Consider the following 18,091-nt stretch of genomic DNA (forward strand, 5'->3'; position numbering starts at 1 on the left):
CCAGTATCAGGCTCGAGATACGCCTTCGGCGGGCAACTCCAGCAGCCCCCTTGTCCCTAGCTGCAATCAGCATTGGCCAACAACACTTCCCCTGAGTCATCGGTCATCGACGCGAAAGTGCATTGTATGACGACCTACCCGGCCAGCAGGTCCCGAGCCGCTTGGGGGCAGACCTCACGCAGTCGCTGCAGCGCTCGTTGCTCGGCCCGGCGTACCCGGTTGGAGGTCATCTGGAGCTCTCGAGCCACCTGGGCGTAGGTCAACGGCTCACCGGCGAAACCGACCAGCAGCTCCATCACCCGACGGTCCAGTCCGTGCAGCACCCGAAGCAGTTCAGCAGCACCCTCACCAGCCAGCACGCGTTCCAGGTCCTTGTCCTCGTCGGGAAGGTCGCCGACCTCGTGCAGCGCTTGCGGATGCTCGTGAGCCAGCAGCCGTTCCGTCCAGTCCTGCGGGCGGCCGAGTGCTGAGGCAAGCTCCTGCGCAGACGGCACCCGGCCCAGCTCCTGGGTGAGCAATGCCTCGATGCCACGCGCTTGACGCAGTTGCACGGCACGACTCGCCGGAAGGTTCATCGTGCCGAGCAGCCGAGCACTGGCCGCGTTCACGAAGGCTCGGATCCACTGCAATGCATAGGTCGCAAACCGGCAGCCGCGACTCACATCGAATCTGTCGACGGCGATCAGCAGGCCGAGGCAGCCCTCCTGGAAGAGGTCGGCCTCGGGCAGCCCGGCCCGAGCGCTGGCCGGCAGCACAACCATCGCTACCAAACGCAGATTGGACTGCACGTAACGGAATCGGGCCTCCTCCCCCGCTGCGACCAACCAGCGCAGTTCCTCGGCGGTAGCGCCGTGAGGCTTCAAGCCACGGAACAGTGCATCGGCGGCGAGCACCCCGGCTTCGATCTGCCGGGCCAGTTGCACCTCCTCCTCGGGGGTCAGCAAGGGCGCATCAAGTGCCGGGCTGGCCAGGAGTGCCGAGTCGTCCATGCCCACCAGCCTGGGTTGCCGGACATCCGAACAGGAAGCACAGCGTCGGACTTATCCCCAGTCTGTGGAAAACTTCTCGTCAGTCAGCCCCTGGATCAGTCGGCTCCTGGATCAGTCGGCCGCGCGCAGGCTCCGCGCATGCAACTCGCTACGGCGAGCCTCCAGCACGACGAGTTCGGCGAACATCTGGTTGTATGCCGTCCCGTTCTCCACGGGGTTGGTCCGCTGCAGCTTCGACTTCAACTCGGCGACCTGACGCATCACCGTCAGCAGCCGCAGCTTCGCGACGTTCGCCTGGACGTAGTGCTCGCTCACCTGTCCGTGCAGCGACAGCGGCTCCACCGCCAGCGAGGCCACCAGGGAGGTGAGCAGTTCGTGCGGCACGGCGGTCGCCATCTGGTGCACCCAGGCCGCCCCGTCCAGCTGCTGTCCACCCGCGGCGTCCCGTGCCCCCGGCAGCGAGCGGAACACGGCCGCGTACGCCCGATGGGTGAAGTCGGTGTCAGCCAGACCCAGCCAGTCCGGTCCGAACAGCAGCGGCGCCTGCAGCAGCAGCTTGGTGGTCTCCCGCTCCGTTGCAAGCTGCCGGTCCTGGGGATCGGGCAGCCACCGACGCTCGGGGGCCGCCTGCCGCTGGGCGTCGGACTCAGTCGGACCGGGCTGACTCGCCGGTCCGCTCCCCCGTTCCCCGGCGTTGGCCCGCGAGTCCGCTCCCCCCGGACCGCCGGTACGCGTTCGCCGCGAGGCGGCGCGCATCACCTCCTGGCGAACCTCGTCGACGTCCATCCCGAGCATGCCGGCCAGCTCACGGACGTAGCCACCGACCAGACCACTGTCGCGGATGCTGCTGACCAGGGGTGCCGCCTCCCGCAGCGCTGACAACCGGCCGTCGGCCCGATCGAGGTCGTGCCGAGTCAAGATGTTCGCCATCACGAACCGATAGAGCGGCACCCGCCGCGCCACCAGCTCGCGTACCGCCGCGTCGCCGTGCTGCAATCGCAGGTCACACGGATCGAGGCCGGTCGGCTCGACCGCCACATAGGTCTGAGCGACGAAGTTCTGATCCCCGCCGAACACCTTCAACGCGGCTGCCTGGCCGGCCGCATCGCCGTCGAAGGTGAAGATCACCTCGCCGTGGAAGGCATCATGGTCGCCCATCAACCGCCGCAACAGCCGCGCATGATCATCTCCGAAGGCGGTGCCACACGAGGCGACTGCCGTGTCGACGCCGGCCAGGTGTGCCGCCATCACGTCGGTGTAGCCCTCGACCACCACCGCCTGGGACTTCTTCCCGATCGGTTGCCGAGCCAGATCCAGCCCGTAGAGCACATGAGACTTCTTGTAGAGCGCCGTCTCGGGGGTGTTCAGATACTTCGCCGGCATCCGGTCGTCATCCTTCAGCCGCCGGGCACCGAAGCCCAGCACCTGCTTGCCGGAGTCGCGGATCGGCCACAGCAATCGGCCCTGGAAGCAGTCCCAGCCGGCCTCGCGGATCAAGCCACCGGCCACCAGCTCGGCGTCGGAGAAGCCACGGCCGTTCAGGTGCCGGCGCAGCGCCTTGCCGTCCTGCGGCGCATAGCCAACCCCGAAGTGCTCCGCGGCGGACCGATCGAAGCCCCGCTCCAGCAGGAAATCCCGTCCGATCGACGCCTCGGCCGAGGACAGCTGCTCAGCATAGAACTCCGCGGCCGCCTGGTGTGCCTCCATCAGACGCAGTCGTCGGCCACGCTCCGGCGCGGCAGGTCCGCCGTCGGTGTAGCGCAGCTGGACGCCGACCCGATCGGCCAGCCGCTCGACGGTCTCGGTGAACGACAGGTTGTCGATCTTCTGCACGAAGCTGATGACATCGCCGCCCTCACCACAGCCGAAGCAGTAGTAGAAGCCGCGCGACGGGGTGACCTGAAAGCTGGGGGTCTTCTCGTCGTGGAACGGGCACAGGCCCTTCAATGTCCCACTGCCGGCGTTGCGCAAGGCGACATAGGAGCCCACGACCTCATCGATCCGGGCACGCTCACGGACGGTCGCGATGTCCTCGTCGTTGATCCGTCCCGGCACGGGTGCAGTCTAGGCGTGTCCTGACGCGCGTCTTGACGCGCTCAGTCGACGGCGGTCACCAGATACAGCACGGCATGATCAGGGTCGATGTTGACCGGCATCAGCCCGGCATGCGCGAGCGCAGCCCCGCTGAGCTCGACGCCCAGCTCACCGTCCGGCACCAGCCGGGGCCGCTCGCCGGCATCGAGCGCCGCGTACGCATCGCCCGCCGGCACCCGCAGACCCCACCAGGCCGGCGGGCGACCCCGGTGCGGCAGCAGCTCGACGACCGGCGTCACCCGATAGCGGCGATCCGGGTCCAACCCTGGCAGCCTGATCCGACCCACCGAGACGACCTCGGAGCGGGCCACCGATACCACCGAGAAGATCGCACTGCCCCGATCGGGCGCAATCACCCCGTGGATGTTCACACTCGCGTCGGGGAAGTCGACCCGCACCAGGTCGCCGGCCAGCAGCAGCCCGCGGTGCTCCTTGTAGAACGCGATCCATGCCTGCAGCTCGGCCAACTCCATCGCAGATGCCTCGGACAGATCCCACTCGATGCCGAGGTGGCCGAACACCGCGGTCGCGGCCCGGAAGTCCAGGTCATGCACCCGCCCGGTGGTGTGCGACTCACCGGAGGCGATGTGGGCGCCCATCAGCTCCGGCGGAATCAGCTGGGTGGTCCAGCGATGCATCTCCTGCCGCTCGAGCGGGTCGATGCAGTCCGACACCCAGACGCGTTCGGTACGCTCCAGCACACCCAGGTCGACCCGCGCACCGCCGGAGGAGCACGACTCGATCTCCAGCCCGGGGAAAGCGGTCTTGATCTCGTCGAGCAGCCGGTAGAACGCCAGCGTCTGCTCATGCACGCCCGGCTGACCGGACGGCTGCGTGCCTGCGTCGACCAGGTCGCGGTTGTGATCCCACTTGATGTAGTCGATGTCGTACTCGTTCAAGATCGCGAAGATCGCGTCCCGGATGTAGGCGTAGCACTCCGGGATTCCCAGATTGATGACCTGCTGGAAGCGCGACTCGACCGGCAGCCGATCTCCGGTCGCCATCACCCACTCCGGATGGGCACGTGCTGCGTCGGAGTCGATGTTGATCATCTCGGGCTCGAACCAGAGCCCGAACTCCATGCCCAGCGCCTTGACCTTGTCCACGATCGGATGCAGACCTTCCGGCCAGACGTCGGGCGAGACGGTCCAGTCCCCAAGTCCGGAATGGTCATCGCGGCGCGAGCCGAACCAGCCGTCGTCCAGTACGTAGCGTTCGACACCCAGCGCAGCCGCCCGCTCGGCGAGGTCGCTCAGCCGTTCCAGGTCGTGGTCGAAGTAGACGGCCTCCCAGACATTGATCGTCACCGGTCGGCCGGCACCAGGATGGCCGGGCCGGGCCCGCAGGAACCGATGGAACCGGCGCGCCACCTCGTCCAGTCCCGCTCCGTAGGACCCGTACAACCACGGTGAGCCGTACGACTCCCCAGGCTGCAGCACCACCTCACCGGGGAGCAGCAACTCACCACCACCCAACACCTGCTCACCGGTCGACAGCCGCTCGGCGTAGTGCACGTGGTTCCCGCTCCAGCCGGTGTGCACCGCCCAGATCTCGCCACGCTGGAAGGAGAAGCCAGGGGTGCCGGCATGGAGCACGGTCGCCGCATCGGCGCCGGTGCGGCCCTTGCGATTCTCCCGCAGATGAATGCCGACCTGCAGCGGGCTGCGCTGGGCGACCCGCTCCTTGCCCCACCGTCCGCACATGTCCAACAGCTCGCGGGCGACCGGCGGCACCGGCAGGGCTGGGGTCAGACTCTGCACCTCGTACGGCGCGCTGCCGCCGTTGGTGACCCTGGCCCGCACCCGCAGCAGACCACCCGCGGTGACGCCAAGAGTGATCGCGAGGGTCAGACCGGCTGCCTCGTCGAGGGCCTCGACCTCGAATTCACTCGGACCATGCAGGCTGATCAGCGAGCCGTCGGTATCGGTCGCGGTGTCGACGATCACGGTGTCGATCGGTGCACCGTCGATCCGCAGCGACGTCGTGGTGAACTTCGGCGACCAGTCCCGACCACTCCGGGAACCGACCAGTCCCGGCCGACCGAGCCAGCCCGTCCAATGCTCCGGGAGCACGGCCAGCCGCACCGAGTCGTCGATGATGTTGGGTGCTCCCGGGTACGCGCTTGCCCGCGCCACCGCGGCGGCATCGGCACTGGTCAGGTCGCCGAGATCGGCTCCCCAATGCAGGATCGACGGGAGCCGTCCATGGCGGAGATCCACCAAGACCGACATTCCCTCGCAACGCTGCAGGACATAGGCATTCACGGGCATGGGTCGCTGACCACCCTTTCTGTCGAAGCCGACCTTCTGAATAGGCGAATGGGCTGAAGAAGCGACTGAGCGCTCGGTGACCAGCTGGCCGCCGAGCGCTCAGTCGTGAGAATGATGCTCTGTCGTGGAGGTTTGACCGCTAGGTCTTCGACCCCGACAGCGCGATGCCCTCCACGATCTGCTTCTGGGCGATGACGAAGATGATCAGGAACGGCACCGCCGCGAGTGAGGTGGCAGCCATCAGGCCGCCCCAGTCGGCGGAGTAGGCACCCTTGAACGTGTTCACCCACAGCGGCAGAGTGAACAGGTTGTCGCTGTTGATGAAGATCAACGGTGCAAAGAAGTCGTTCCAGCGGCCCAGGAAGATGAAGATGCCCAGGGCAACCATCGGGGTCCGCAGCAACGGCAGGATCATCGTCACGAAGATCTTGACCCGGCCGGCCCCGTCGATCGCGGCGGCCTCTTCCAACTCCAACGGGATGCCCCGCACGTACTGGCGGAGCATGAACACCCCGAACGCGTTGAACAATGCCGGTGGCACGATCAGCGCGAGGTGGGTGTCGATCCAGCCCAGCTGTCCCAAGATGATGTACAGCGGGATCACGGTCAGCTGGAACGGCACCATCAACATCGCCAGGAACACCGCGAACAACGCATTGTTGCCGGGGAACTTCATCCGGGCGAACGCGTAGGCGGCCATGGCGCAGGTGACCAGCGAGATCACCGTCACCAAGGTGGCGATGTAGAAGCTGTTGAAGAACGAGGAGAAGAACCCACCCGCAGCGAACGCGGTGTCGTAGTTCGTCATCGTCGGCGACATCGGCAACAGCTTCGGCGGCTGCATGAAGATCTCATCCAGCGGCTTGAACGAGGAGAAGATCATCCACAGGAAGGGGATACCCATCCCGAGCGAGCCGATGATCAGGATCAGGTGCAGGATGATGCGACTCACTCGAACCGGCTTGCGGTTCTTCTTCAGCGCCTCACGCTCATTGGCGAGCTTCTCCGCAGCCTTCATCTTGAGGTCGGTCTGTTGTTGAATGCTCATTCTGTGTAGTACACCCACCTCTTCTGGGCGATCATCTGCAGACCGGTGACCGCGAGCAGGATAAGGAACAGCACCATCGCCAGCGCCGCGCTACGCCCGAAGTTGAGCTCACGGAACGCGATCTGCACGATCTCGTACACGATGGTGCGGGCCGCCGCCGGGGCGGTCGTGTCGTAGAAGAAGTAGATGTAGTCGAACACCTGGAACGATCCGATGATGCTGGTGATCGACAAGAACAAGATCGTCGGCGACAACAACGGGATGGTGATCTTCCGCAGCTTCTGCCACGGCGACGCCCCATCGATGTCGGCCGCCTCATACAACGCCCGCGGCACGTTCTCCAGCCCGGCCATGAACATCACCAACTGGTAGCCCAAGGCCTGCCAGATGGAGACGAACGCGATCGTCGGGATCATCGTCCGCGGATCCTGCAGCCAGTCCGGCGGGGTGATGCCGAAGTTGGCCAGGAAGGAGTTGATCGGCGAGAGCTCCGGGTTGAGCAGTAGCAGCCAGATGGCCGAGACGGCGACCGTGGAGGTGACCTGCGGGGCGAAGAAGAATGTCCGATAGACGTTCTTCATCCGCATCGTGGTCTGCAACAACACCGCGGCGAAGAACCCCGACACCAACAGACCCGGCACCTGCAGGATCGTGAACCACAACGTATTCTTCATCGACGTCTGCATCTGCGGATCGGTGAACACCCAGGCGAAGTTCGACAACCCAGCAAACGACTTGTTGCCGAAACCATCCCAGTTGAGGAACGCCAACACCACGGCGAAGATCAGCGGACCGATCATGAACACCAGCAGACCGATCAACTGCGGCGCCAAGAACCCGTACGCCAACGCACCTTCACGCAGCCGGCGTTTCTTCGCCGCCTCCGCGTGCGAGCCACCACCAGAACCAGTGGTGGCCACACGCGTATCAGTTGCCGAACTCATACTCAGCTACCCGCGTTGATGAAGGCGGCGGTCTTCTTGGCAAACTCCTTCGAATCCGCACCGCCCTTGATGATGGCGTCGATCGTGGGCTGCAAGTTGGTCGCCACTTTGGCGTTGGTGGCGATCGCCAAGGGAATCGTGTAGCCCACGGCGGCCACCTCGTTGAAATACTTGCCGTTCGGCGGGATGTTGTCCTCCAAGACGATGTCCTCCAGACCGGTGACCGACGGCACCGCGTTGCCGCCACCGGCAAGTCGGAACTTCTGGCCATCGGCATTGACGAAACGACCGAGGAACTTCAACGAGGCGTCCACGTCCTTGGCGCCGGTCTGCACTGACATGGCCGCGACCGCCACCTGGACCGGCATGACCGTCTTGCCGTCCTCCGACGGATATGGGGCCATGTCGTAGTCGAGGTTCTTCAGCTTCTTCAAGTTCGGCAGGATCCAACGGCCCTTGGTCACCATGGCCATCTGACCGGCGTAGAAGAGCTGCTCGGCACCCTGGCCCTTCGGCAGCGAGCCGCCGTAGGTGATGGTGTTCTCCTTGAAGTGATCGAACAGCCAGGCCAGGACCTCCTGCGCCTTGGGATCGGTGTCCCAGACGCACTTGCCGGTGTCGGGATCGAACGCGGTGCCGCCGAAGGTGGTGATCATGCTGGCGAAGTCACCCCAGCCGGCCTCGACCACGATGCCGCGCTTGCCGGTGGCCTTGATCTTGGTCAGCATGTCGTCGAACGCCGCCTGGTTCCAGGTGCCCGCCGCGATGGCGGCGCCCGGATCGGTGGTGACCCCCGCCTCCTGCAGCATCTTCTTGTTGTACCAAACGACGATCGGGTTGCAGTCCACCGGCAACCCGTAGAGCTTGCCGTCCTCGCCCTTGCACCACGGCAGCAGACCTGGATGGAAGGAATCCACCTTGACCGGTGAGTCCGCGCTGCCGAGGAACTCGTCCAGCGCGACCGCCTTGCCGCTGCCGATCAGCGTCGACATCATCGTGTCCTGCACATAGAAGGCGTCCGGCGCGGCGCCACCGGCCAACTGAGTCATCAGCTTCGGCTGATAGTCACCGACCACCTGCTGCCAGGTGACCTGCACCCCGTACTGCTTGGTGTAGTCGGCGGAGAACTCCTTGAAGCGGACGGCCTCGCCGGGGTTGGCCCAGTTGGCCCAGGTGATCGGGCCGCCACCCTCCTTGCCGCCCTCGCCGCCACCGCCCGAACCCGAGCCGGAGCCGGAGCCACAGCCAGCCAGCAGTGTGCCAGCACCGGCGACACCAAGGCCCGCCAGCGCGGTCGTACCGAGGAAGCTCCGCCGCGATACTGCCCGGCCGAGCGCGTCCTTGACCTCTGTCATGCATTCCTCCTTGTATGTGGCCTCTTTGCGGCTACCCGACAGCCAGAGGACCCCTGTATGCGGATGATCCTGCCCACCTCGCAACCGGTTGTCAACGAACCACTCGCGACAGTCGGCCTATTGTGATCATTGGGCAGCAGACCACGCGGGACCCGAGTCCGGCAAGGGTTCTGCCGAAACGTTATAAGGATCGAGGTACGGGGCTCGTTGAATCACGGATGATCAGCTCCACGCTCAGCCGCTCGGTTGCCGGCAGCTGAGCCTCGGTATCCGGGCTGCTGAGCCCCAGCATCCCGAGCAGCGCCTGCGCCGCCCGGACCCCCTGGGCGTAAGCGTGCTGATCGACGGTGGTCAGGTCCCACAGGTGTGCCATCGGATGATCATCGAAACCGGCTACGGAGATGTCCTGGGGACAGTGCACGCCACCGCGGCGCAGGGACGCGATCAATCCGAAGGCCAGTTCGTCGGAGTGGCAGAACACTGCGCTCGGCAGCGAGTCCGGTGACGCCAGCAGATCCTTCCCGATCTGCTCGCCGTCGGCAGAGCGGCAGTCGCCGGGCCGCAACTGACGGACCGTGTCCGGATCGAGACCCGAGTCCGCGACGCCAGCCAGGAACCCCGCCGACCGCTGTTCCCAGATGCTGGCGTCGACCTTGCCCAGCATCCGCCCGTCCACCATGGCCAGGGCACTGTGCCCGAGTCCGGTCAAGTGCGCGGCAACCAGTCGCCCGCCCTCCCAGTGATCGACGAACACCCCGGGGGCCGTCGCCAGCGGCCCTCCGTGCGCGGCCACGGGAACCAGGGCCCTGCCACCGTCCTCAGGGATGCTCGTGGTGCCGGCGAACAACAAGGCATCGCGGGAGCGCCCAGCCCCCAGCTGACGGAAGAGTCGCGCGAACTGCTCGGAGTCGATCTGCAGAAAATCGGAGTCGATGTCGAGATTGATCAGCTCGATCCGGAAGCCGGCATTGCTGAGCACATCGCTCGCGCCCGAGGCGACCTCGCTGAAGTACCAGGATCGCAAGCTCGGCAGGACGATCCCGACCGTGCGGGTCGAACCGGTCGCCAGGGCCATGCCCAGCTCCGATGCCGAATACTCCAGTTCCTCGGCGGCGGCCAGGATCCTGGCACGGGTCTCGGCCCCCACACCGTCCATGCCTCGCAACGCCCTGGACACGGTGCCCTTGTTCACCCCGGCTTTGCGCGCGACATCGTTGATCGTGACGCGCCGCTTCTTCGGGGGGCTCGTCGCCACGTACCACGTCGTCGCGCCGATGGACACGCGAGGAGTATAGAAGTGCGCCTCCTCGCCAGGCATCCGAGATACCGCCAGTACCTTCCCTCAGGCGCGGGCGTTCACCTCGTAGGAGGTGTTGATGGACTCGAAGAAGTTGACCAGCTCGAGGGTGTCGTTGGCCGCCGCCATCCACTTGGCCGGGTTGGCGACGCCGTACACCGGCTCGAAGCCGAGCTCCTCGAATCGCCGGTCGGCCAGGTATTTGACGTAGGTGTTGATGTAGTCCGCGTTCAGCCCGAGAATCCCGTTCGGCAACAGATCCCGGTTGTACGCCTCCTCCATCGCGACCGCGTCGATGATCATGTCCTGGATCTCCGCTGCGAACTCCTCCGTCGCGATGTCGGGATTCTCCTCCAGCACGGTCAAGATGAGGTTGATGCCGAACTTGAGGTGCAGACTCTCGTCCCGCACGATCCAGTCGATCAGCGAGCCGAAGTTGCGCAGCAGATTCCGCTGCCGGAACGACAGCGCCACCATGAAGCCGGAGTAGAACCAGATCCCCTCCAGAATCACGTTGTAGGCAACGAGATTCCGGACGAAGTCCTGCTTGCCTGCCACGGTGGAGATGTCGAGGGTCTGCTCGGTCATCCGCTTGATGTAGCGGACCTCGAACTCCTCCTTCGCCGCCATCGAGGGCACCGTGACATGCGATTCGTAGGCCGCCGCCCGGTCAATCGGGAAGGTCTCCAACACATACTCGAATGCCATGCAGTGGTTGGCCTCCTCCCACATCTGCTTGGCGAGATAGAGGTGGCATTCCGCAGCATTGACGTACGGGTAGACCCCGAAGGCGAGAGCCTTGTTGACCAACAACTCATTCGGGTTGAAATAGCTCATCAGGTGGGTGAGGGCGTGCCGCTCGTCCGGGCTCATCCGGGCGAAGTCGGACAGATCCTCGCCCAGCTGGACCTCGTGCGGGAACCAGGTGTTGGCCACGGCCTGGTTGTAGAGGTCGTAGGCCCAGGGATAGGTGACCGGCTTGAGCAGCAGGCCTTCCTGGATGCCGGTGCCGAGGATGCGAGGGTTGGGGTTGGTGGTGCTGGTCATGATCAGATTCCTCTTCGAAGTTCGGTGACATTCGTGGGGGTCAAAAGGCCAAAACGCTGCGACACGCCGACATCCGCCCGCTGAGCCGCAGGTTCGTCACGACTCACTGGCACGAGTCACATTGCAGGCGCTCTTGGGGGTCGGTAGGGCAGGTGTCGACGAGATCGAGCGCCGGAATGACCGGCGCGGCGGTCACCGTCGGGACTGCGGGCGCAGGCGTGACTGCGGGCGCGGGCGTGATGGCCGGCGCAGGTGTGATGGCCGGCGCAGGCGCCGGCCGGCGGGCGGCGCCGAAGCCGCGACGACCCGGTCCACCGCTGCCGGAGGTCGGCCGCAGCTCCGCTGCCTTGTTCACCTTGACCGTGGCCTGCTCAGCCTGGTGCCGCGGCTTCATGTGCAGGTAATAGGTGGTCTTCACCCCGAGGTCCCAAGCCGCCTGGTAGAGGTCGACCATGGTCGAGATGTCCCGGTCGGCCAGGTAGATGTTGCGGCTGATCGCCTGGTCGATCCACTTCTGCGCCCGCGCCGCGACGTGCAGGAACGCGTACGGGGACAGTTGGAAGGAGGTCCGGTAGATCGCCGCCAGTTCCTCTGGGATCCCGTCTATCTCAGACAGATCGCCCTGGTGACGCAGCAGATCCTCGCGGACCTGCTCCCACAGCCCGCGTGCCTTCAGATCGGCGACCAGATTGCGGTTCACCTCGAGGAACTTGCCGGCCGAGGTGGAGCGGCTGAAGATCTGGCTGAACTGGGGGTCGATGCCGGGCGTGGTGCCGGCAACGAGACCAATCGAGGCGGTCGGAGCGATCGCCAGCAGGGTGGCGTTGCGCATGCCACCTGCCACCTTGCTACGCAGCGCCTCCCAGTTCATCCGGGCGGTCTTGTCCACGGTCAACGGTGTGCCACGATCGGCGGCCAGCACCTCGAGAGTGTCGATCGGCACCATGCCCTTCGACCAGCGGGAACCGGCAAAGTTCGGATAGCTGCCGCGCTCCCTGGCCAGGTCGGCGCTGGCGTCGATGGCGTGGAAGCTGACGAACTCCATCAGCTCGTCGATCAGGTCGTAGGCGGCCTCGCTCTCGTAGCTGAGACCGAGCCGCTCGACGATGTCGGTGAAGCCCATCACGCCCAGGCCGACTGCACGGTTCTGGTCATTGGAGTGCTCCGACTCCGGCACCGAGGAGATGGTGATGTCGATCAGGTTGTCGAGCTGACGTACCGCGGAGCGGGCCGAGGCACGGAGCCGGTCCCAGTCGAGCTGAAGCAAGCCGTCGACCTCGACCAGATGCCGGGAGAGGTTGATGGAGGCCAGGTTGCAGACGGCGACGTTCTCCCGATCCTGTGGCAGGCAGACCTCGGTGCACAGGTTGGACAGGTGAATCGTCCCGGTGTTGTTGTTCAGGGCCCGGGTGTTGATCGTGTCCTTCCAGATCAGCCACGGGTGCGAGGTGGTCTGCAGCGAGATCAGGATCGACTGGAACTGCTCGCGCGCCCTCATCTTCTTGAAACGGTGGATGGTGCCGGCCTCGGCCATCGCGACGTACTCGGCGTAGCGAGTGGAGAACGCGGAGCCGTAGAGCTCGACCAGGTCGGGGGTCTCCAGCGGATCGAAGAGATACCAGTCGGCATCGTCACGGACCCGCTTCATGAACTCGTCGGAGATCCACACCGCGGTGTTGGCGGTCCGGGTACGCCGGTAGGGGTCACCGGAGTTCTGCCGCAGGTCGAGGAACTGGGCGAAGTCGAGGTGCCAGTTCTCCAGGTAGAAGCACAGTGCGCCGAACTTCTTGCCGCCCCGGGAGACCGCCCGCAGCGTCGAGTCGATGGTGTGCATGAACGGGATCGGTCCGGTCGAGGTCGTGTTGTTGGACCGGATCGGCGAGCCCTCGCTGCGCAGCTTGGTGACCGACAGCCCGATGCCACCGGTGCCTTTGGTGAGCCACATGACATCGCGAACCGACTTCGCGATGTGCTCGATCTCGTCCTCCATCTGCATCACGAAGCAGTTGGAGAGCTGGGCGTACGAGGTGCCGGCGTTGACCAGGGTCGAGCCCGCCGCGAGGTAGTCCAGCCGCGACATCTTGTCGTAGAAGCCGAGCGCAGCTTCGGTGGGATCGTCCTCGTTGAGCGCCAGACCCATGGAGACCCGCATCCAGAAGAACTGCGGCACCTCGAGCGAGCGCTTCTTGCCGGTGCTGGTCGCCTGGTCGGTCAGCATGTAGCGGGTCCGCATGGTCTGCACGCCGATGTAGCGCAACAGGTCGTCGCGGGTGGGATCCAGGGCCGCGGCAAGTCGGTCCAGATCGAACAGCTCGGCCAGTCGGGAGTCGAGCATGCCGCGGTTCACGGCCTGCTCGATGTAGCCGCCGAAGTAGTCCCGATGCAGCAGCGCGATCGTCTCCTCGACCGCCTCGCCGAACAGGTCGTGGGTCTGGCCGAACACCTGCTTGTAGAGGGTTTTCACCAGCAGCCGGGCGGCGATCGTGTCGTACGCCGGGTCGTCCTTCACGTTCTGCAGCGCGACCTGGATGACCGCCTCGTCCAGCTGCTCGGTGGTGATCTGGTCGAACAGCACGATCTCCAGCTCCGAGCAGATCTGGGTGGTCCGCTCGATCGCCTCCTCCAACCCGCGGGCGGCCGCTGAGATCGACTCCGCGATCTCATAGCCGTCGTACGGCTCCAGGGAGCCGTCACGCTTGCGGACCCGGATGGTGGCGGCAGTGGATGTGGTCATGAGATCCCCTCGTTCCAGACGCAGTGAGTTGCCCGCGATCAAGCGAGAGGTACGGCGAACCGGGCCTGACCCTGAGGGGTCGGCGGCCGAGGTCGTCGCTGGCCCTCCCACGAGGCCACGGACGCACGCCCGTGGAGTCGGTCCACGAGCGATAGCGGGCAGGTCTTCGGACTTGCGAGCTGCGCGTACGCGCCCGATCGGACGAGCACGCGGGGCCTACTGACCGTCGCTTCCCGGGATCACTCCCAGTGCTGATGACGGCGGTCGTTCTCGCTCACCGCTGCGGGGCAGTTCCGGTCTCACACCGGATTCCCTCTTACGACGACCACTCTGGCTGAGCGGCCGAACCAGCTACGTCGACCACCATATCTGGTGATTGCCCGTTTGTAACTACCCAGATGTAGTTTCTTGAGATCCGCACGACACTCTTCTGATATTGATTGGCCAGCCAGTCACATGACTGGCACACTAGTCATATGTACTTCAGCGAACCTTTCGGCGGAGTCGTGCCAGGAGCCCGAGGGGCCGTCCTTGCCGCTTTGATGCGCACCGGCACCCCGATGACCGGACGGCAGATCCATGGCCTGCTCGCGGACCGATATAGCTTGTGGACCGTTCAGCAGGCCCTCAAGGAGAGCGCCCAACTGGGTTTGACCAGCACCGCCGTGGTTGGTCGAGCGGGCGTGCATTCGATCAACGAAGACCATGTCGCGATAGTCGCGCTGCGCAGGTTGCTGAGCCCGATCGACAACCTCGCCGATGTCGTGCGCGATGCCTGCGAGGACGATATCCAGGCGGTGATCCTCTTCGGCTCTGTAGCTCGTGGCGAGGCGCAGCCCGCAAGCGACGTCGACCTGGCCGTCATCGCTCCACCAACCTGGGACGGGAGAATCCGACTAGAGGATGCCGTGAGGTCGCGACTCGGCAACGAGTGCGACATCATCCACCTGAGCATGGAGCAGTTCCTCGCGCAGCCCACCCGTCGTGAGCCGGTGGTAGCCGAGATCCTCCGTGATGGGATTGCCCTCCTCGGCGAAGTCCCACGTGCCGACCTGCGGAGTGCCTCATGACGGGAGAGCACCGGGCGTATGCGAGGAATTTCCTGACCAAAGCCGAGGACTACCTCGCCTCCGCCGAGGACAACCTCACCATGGAACGCCCGACTCCAGCCGCCGGAGACGCCATCCACGCTGGAATCAGCGCCAAGGACGCGACCGTCACGGCACTGACTGGGATGACAAGCAAGGGGCAGAACCACGCCACCGCCGCAAAGGAACTCAGGCAGGCGCTCGGACGTCGCAACGACGCGAGTGCCGCCGAACGTGCCTTACGCGAGTTGCTGTCATCCAAGGCAGAAGTCGAGTACGGAACGACGCTGATCACCCTCGTGAAAGCGGAGGCTTTGGTCCGCCGAGCGCGAACCCTCGTTGAACTCGCGAGGCAGATCACGCTTCTGGGCCACTGAGACCTGGAGCCCTCTTCAGATCCGGCTGATGGCTTCGAGGTCGAGGGTGATGGGTGTGCCGCAGGCGGCCACGTGGACTGCCCCGGTGTAGTCGCCCTGTCGGTCATAGAGCCCGAGATCGTTGAGCGTGTAGATCGACAAGGTCGTGGCGCCAACTGCCACGTGGCTCATCGGTTCACCACCCTCCGCTCGACGCCCTCGACTCCACGGCCAAGTCGCCGGCCGCCTCCAATTCCCGGGCCATTCGCGACCTATGGATGATGTCATCCCCGATGTCGGGGATGGCATCATCCATAACTCTTACGTCCGCCCATCCGGGCAACTCAACTCGCTGGTGGCAGCCGATCGGGGTCCCAGCCAAGCTCGGCGATGGCCCGGTCGAAGGCGTAGCGATCGGTCATCCCGGCCACGTAGGCGACCGCGGCCCGCACCCGGTCGTCGGCCGGAACGTCGAACGCGGCCGGCGACGGCATCCGGTCGGGCTGCTCGACATAGAACTCCACCAAGGCCCGGAGCACCTCGACCACCGCCCGCGACTGCGCCAGGGAGGCTGGACGGACATAGATCCGCTCGTAGTTGAACGCCCGCAAGACGGCGAGCGCCGAGGCCTCGGCAGGTTCCATGCCGACCTCGCCATAGCGGTCGACCGCGTGGATGGCGGCCCTGATGAAGGTCCGCAACTGGTCCCGACGGGTGCGACCACAGATCTCCGCGACCTCGGCCGGGATGTCGGCCTCGGCCACGATCCCGGCATGGACGGCGTCCTCGAGATCGTGCGCGCAGTAGGCGATCCGGTCGGCCCAGCTGACGATCTCCCCTTCGATGGTGCTCGGCGCGGGCCGGGACCAGGAGTGGTTGCGGATCCCGTCGAGCGTCTCCAGGCACAGGTTCAACGGGGCGAGCACGACATCGGCTCCCCACGGCCCATGGTCATACCCCTCCGGGATGAACGCGTCGAACGCCTCCTCGCTCGCATGTCCACCGGGACCGTGACCACAATCGTGACCGAGCGCGATCGCGTCGACGAGAGCGACGTTAGCGCCGATCCCCCGGGCGATCGAGGTCGCGACCTGGGCTACTTCGATGGCGTGGGTGAGCCGAGTCCGCTGGTGGTCGCGTGGGTAGACGACCACCTGAGTCTTGCCGGCAAGCCGCCGGAAAGCAGTCGAGTGGACGATCCGGTCCCGGTCTCGCTCGAAACAGGTGCGTTCCGGATCGGGAGACTCCGGGCGTGCCCGGGTGCCGGCGCCGCGGCCACGCGTCGCCTCCGGACGAAGGAGCAGGTCCTCCCACTCCTCTCGCCGCTCGCGGGGGAGCACCGGACCGGGACCGGTCAGCGCATGGGAGGTGGCATGGGCACGGACCAGGTGCGTACCCGCGTGTCCCTGCATCGTGGCCGCCCACTGCTGGGCACGCTCGGAGATATCTCGTTCGCCGGGGCGCTGCTCAGCCACCGGACACCCCGATCTCGGCATCAGCCAGCTCCAGATCGACCGCCAGCGGATCGTCCAGCCAGTGCTCGGGCAGCGCGACCTTGGCCCGTGGAGAGCCTTGCCGACCGCGCGGCAGTCCCAGCTCGCCGACCGGAAATGCCGCCGCCGGGTCCAGCAGAGCCAAGGTGTCATCGAGCTCGTCGAAGCCCGCCACCAGCCCCAGCGCGCGACGGACTTCACCACCGACCGGGAAACCCTTGAGATACCAGGCCATGTGCTTGCGCATCTCGCGCAGCCCATGGTGTTCGTCGCTGTAGCCCACCAGCAGCTCAGCGTGCCGTCTGATCATGGAGGCCACCTCGCCCAAGGTCGGCAACGTCTTGGAGGCGAAGCCGGCAAAGGCATCGACGAGGTCACGGAACAGCCATGGCCGCCCCAGGCAGCCGCGCCCGATCACCACTCCGTCGGCTCCGGTCTGCCGCACCATCTCCAGCGCGTCCGCAGCCTCCCAGATGTCGCCATTGCCCAGCACCGGGATCGACACGCTCTGCTTCAGCGCGGCGATCGCCGCCCAATCGGCCTCACCCGCATAGGCCTGCTGCACCGTCCGACCATGCAGCGCGATCGCCGCGCAACCCGCCTGCTCGGCGATCCGGCCGGCGTCGAGATAGGTCTGGTGATCATCGTCGATGCCGATCCGGGTCTTCATCGTCACCGGGACGCCATGCGGGCTGGCCGCCGCAACCACCGAGGTCAGGATCGACTCCAGCCAACGCCGCTTGTAGGGCAGGGCCCCTCCCCCGCCCTTGCGGGTCACCTTCGGCACCGGGCAACCGAAGTTGAGGTCGACATGGTCGACCTCATGCTCGGTGATCAAGATCTCGGTCGCCCGGCCCATGATCGCCGGGTCGACGCCGTACAGCTGGACCGAACGGACCTTCTCCCCGGGATCGAACTGCAGCATGCCCAGCGACTTGCGGTCCCCCTCGACAATCCCCCGGCTGGTGATCATCTCGCAGACGAACAGCCCGGCCTGACCACCCGCAGGCACCGCCCCGGCCTCCGCCTGCTCCCGGCACAACTGCCGGTACGCCGCATTCGTCACCCCCGCCATCGGCGCCAGAATCACCGGCGTATCGACCGCCAACGAACCCAGCCGCAACCCGAATCCGCCTGCCGCACGCTCCGAAAGCGCCACACCACCATCAGTCCACCCGCCCACCACCGTCACATCCGAACGAGCCGCACCACCATTCAGGCCCCCCAAGACCGCCGAGCGCGACGCCGCAGGATCGGGTGCGGCCGACAAGGTCACCGAGGATCTGGCGACATCCACACCCGGCTGCTGATCTTGGTCACTCAACCCAACGTTGACCGCCAAGCGAGGACTTTCCGGGAGAGGAGCGCTGGCGTGG

General features: G+C 65.8%; 14 protein-coding genes and 1 riboswitch. Of the genes, 2 read left to right on the plus strand and 12 right to left on the minus strand.

What is annotated here, in order from left to right:
• Positions 1-134 precede the first annotated feature (134 nt).
• The 9 genes from MLP_RS26560 to MLP_RS16255 form a co-directional block, all read right to left on the minus strand.
• On the minus strand, positions 135-989 hold the full coding sequence (locus tag MLP_RS26560; RefSeq protein WP_013864231.1) for a sigma-70 family RNA polymerase sigma factor: 855 nt from the start codon (positions 987-989) through the stop codon (positions 135-137).
• Positions 990-1,100: 111 nt separating this feature from the next.
• Positions 1,101-3,044: a DNA primase gene (gene dnaG / locus MLP_RS16220; protein ID WP_013864232.1), complete on the minus strand. Its 1,944-nt coding sequence runs from the start codon at positions 3,042-3,044 to the stop codon at positions 1,101-1,103.
• Between the two features lie 41 nt (positions 3,045-3,085).
• The gene (locus tag MLP_RS16225; protein WP_013864233.1) at positions 3,086-5,353 is read right to left on the minus strand and encodes an alpha-galactosidase; all 2,268 of its coding nucleotides are present in this window, start codon (positions 5,351-5,353) and stop codon (positions 3,086-3,088) included.
• Positions 5,354-5,492: 139 nt separating this feature from the next.
• Positions 5,493-6,401: a carbohydrate ABC transporter permease gene (locus tag MLP_RS16230; RefSeq protein WP_013864234.1), complete on the minus strand. Its 909-nt coding sequence runs from the start codon at positions 6,399-6,401 to the stop codon at positions 5,493-5,495.
• The gene (locus MLP_RS16235) at positions 6,398-7,321 is read right to left on the minus strand and encodes a carbohydrate ABC transporter permease (protein WP_013864235.1); all 924 of its coding nucleotides are present in this window, start codon (positions 7,319-7,321) and stop codon (positions 6,398-6,400) included. Before MLP_RS16235 ends, MLP_RS16230 begins: the two co-directional genes overlap by 4 nt.
• Positions 7,322-7,347: 26 nt before the next feature.
• Positions 7,348-8,700 carry an ABC transporter substrate-binding protein gene (locus MLP_RS16240; protein WP_013864236.1) on the minus strand — a complete coding sequence of 451 codons (1,353 nt, stop codon included), beginning with the start codon at positions 8,698-8,700 and terminating at the stop codon, positions 7,348-7,350.
• A 181-nt stretch (positions 8,701-8,881) separates the two neighbouring features.
• Positions 8,882-9,982, minus strand: a complete 1,101-nt coding sequence (locus MLP_RS16245) for a LacI family DNA-binding transcriptional regulator (RefSeq protein ID WP_041790156.1) — start codon at positions 9,980-9,982, stop codon at positions 8,882-8,884.
• Positions 9,983-10,042: 60 nt separating this feature from the next.
• Positions 10,043-11,044, minus strand: coding sequence for a ribonucleotide-diphosphate reductase subunit beta (locus MLP_RS16250; RefSeq protein ID WP_013864238.1), 1,002 nt, complete (start codon positions 11,042-11,044; stop codon positions 10,043-10,045).
• Between the two features lie 103 nt (positions 11,045-11,147).
• A complete protein-coding gene (locus tag MLP_RS16255) occupies positions 11,148-13,778 on the minus strand; it encodes a ribonucleoside-diphosphate reductase subunit alpha (RefSeq protein ID WP_013864239.1) in 2,631 nt (876 codons plus the stop codon).
• A gap of 140 nt (positions 13,779-13,918) precedes the next feature.
• A riboswitch (cobalamin riboswitch) is annotated at positions 13,919-14,145 on the minus strand.
• A gap of 109 nt (positions 14,146-14,254) precedes the next feature.
• Between MLP_RS16255 and MLP_RS16260 the strand changes: the two genes are divergently transcribed.
• Together MLP_RS16260 and MLP_RS16265 are read left to right on the plus strand one after the other, a co-directional pair.
• The gene (locus tag MLP_RS16260) at positions 14,255-14,848 is read left to right on the plus strand and encodes a nucleotidyltransferase family protein (RefSeq protein WP_013864241.1); all 594 of its coding nucleotides are present in this window, start codon (positions 14,255-14,257) and stop codon (positions 14,846-14,848) included.
• Positions 14,845-15,243, plus strand: coding sequence for a hypothetical protein (locus MLP_RS16265; protein ID WP_013864242.1), 399 nt, complete (start codon positions 14,845-14,847; stop codon positions 15,241-15,243). The genes MLP_RS16260 and MLP_RS16265 overlap by 4 nt, the downstream gene beginning before the upstream one ends.
• Positions 15,244-15,258: 15 nt before the next feature.
• On the opposite strand, the gene MLP_RS28065 is transcribed toward MLP_RS16265, so the two are convergent.
• The 3 genes from MLP_RS28065 to dusB form a co-directional block, all read right to left on the minus strand.
• Positions 15,259-15,414, minus strand: a complete 156-nt coding sequence (locus MLP_RS28065) for a hypothetical protein (protein WP_013864243.1) — start codon at positions 15,412-15,414, stop codon at positions 15,259-15,261.
• Positions 15,415-15,566: 152 nt separating this feature from the next.
• Entirely contained in the window at positions 15,567-16,634 is a 1,068-nt protein-coding gene (locus MLP_RS16270) for an HD domain-containing protein (RefSeq protein WP_049804769.1), read from the minus strand.
• Positions 16,635-16,689: 55 nt separating this feature from the next.
• Complete coding sequence (gene dusB, locus MLP_RS16275) at positions 16,690-17,874, minus strand: tRNA dihydrouridine synthase DusB (protein ID WP_013864245.1); 1,185 nt, start codon at positions 17,872-17,874, stop codon at positions 16,690-16,692.
• Positions 17,875-18,091 lie beyond the last annotated feature (217 nt).

Origin of the sequence: Microlunatus phosphovorus NM-1 (assembly GCF_000270245.1) — a bacterium.
Lineage (GTDB): Bacteria > Actinomycetota > Actinomycetes > Propionibacteriales > Propionibacteriaceae > Microlunatus > Microlunatus phosphovorus.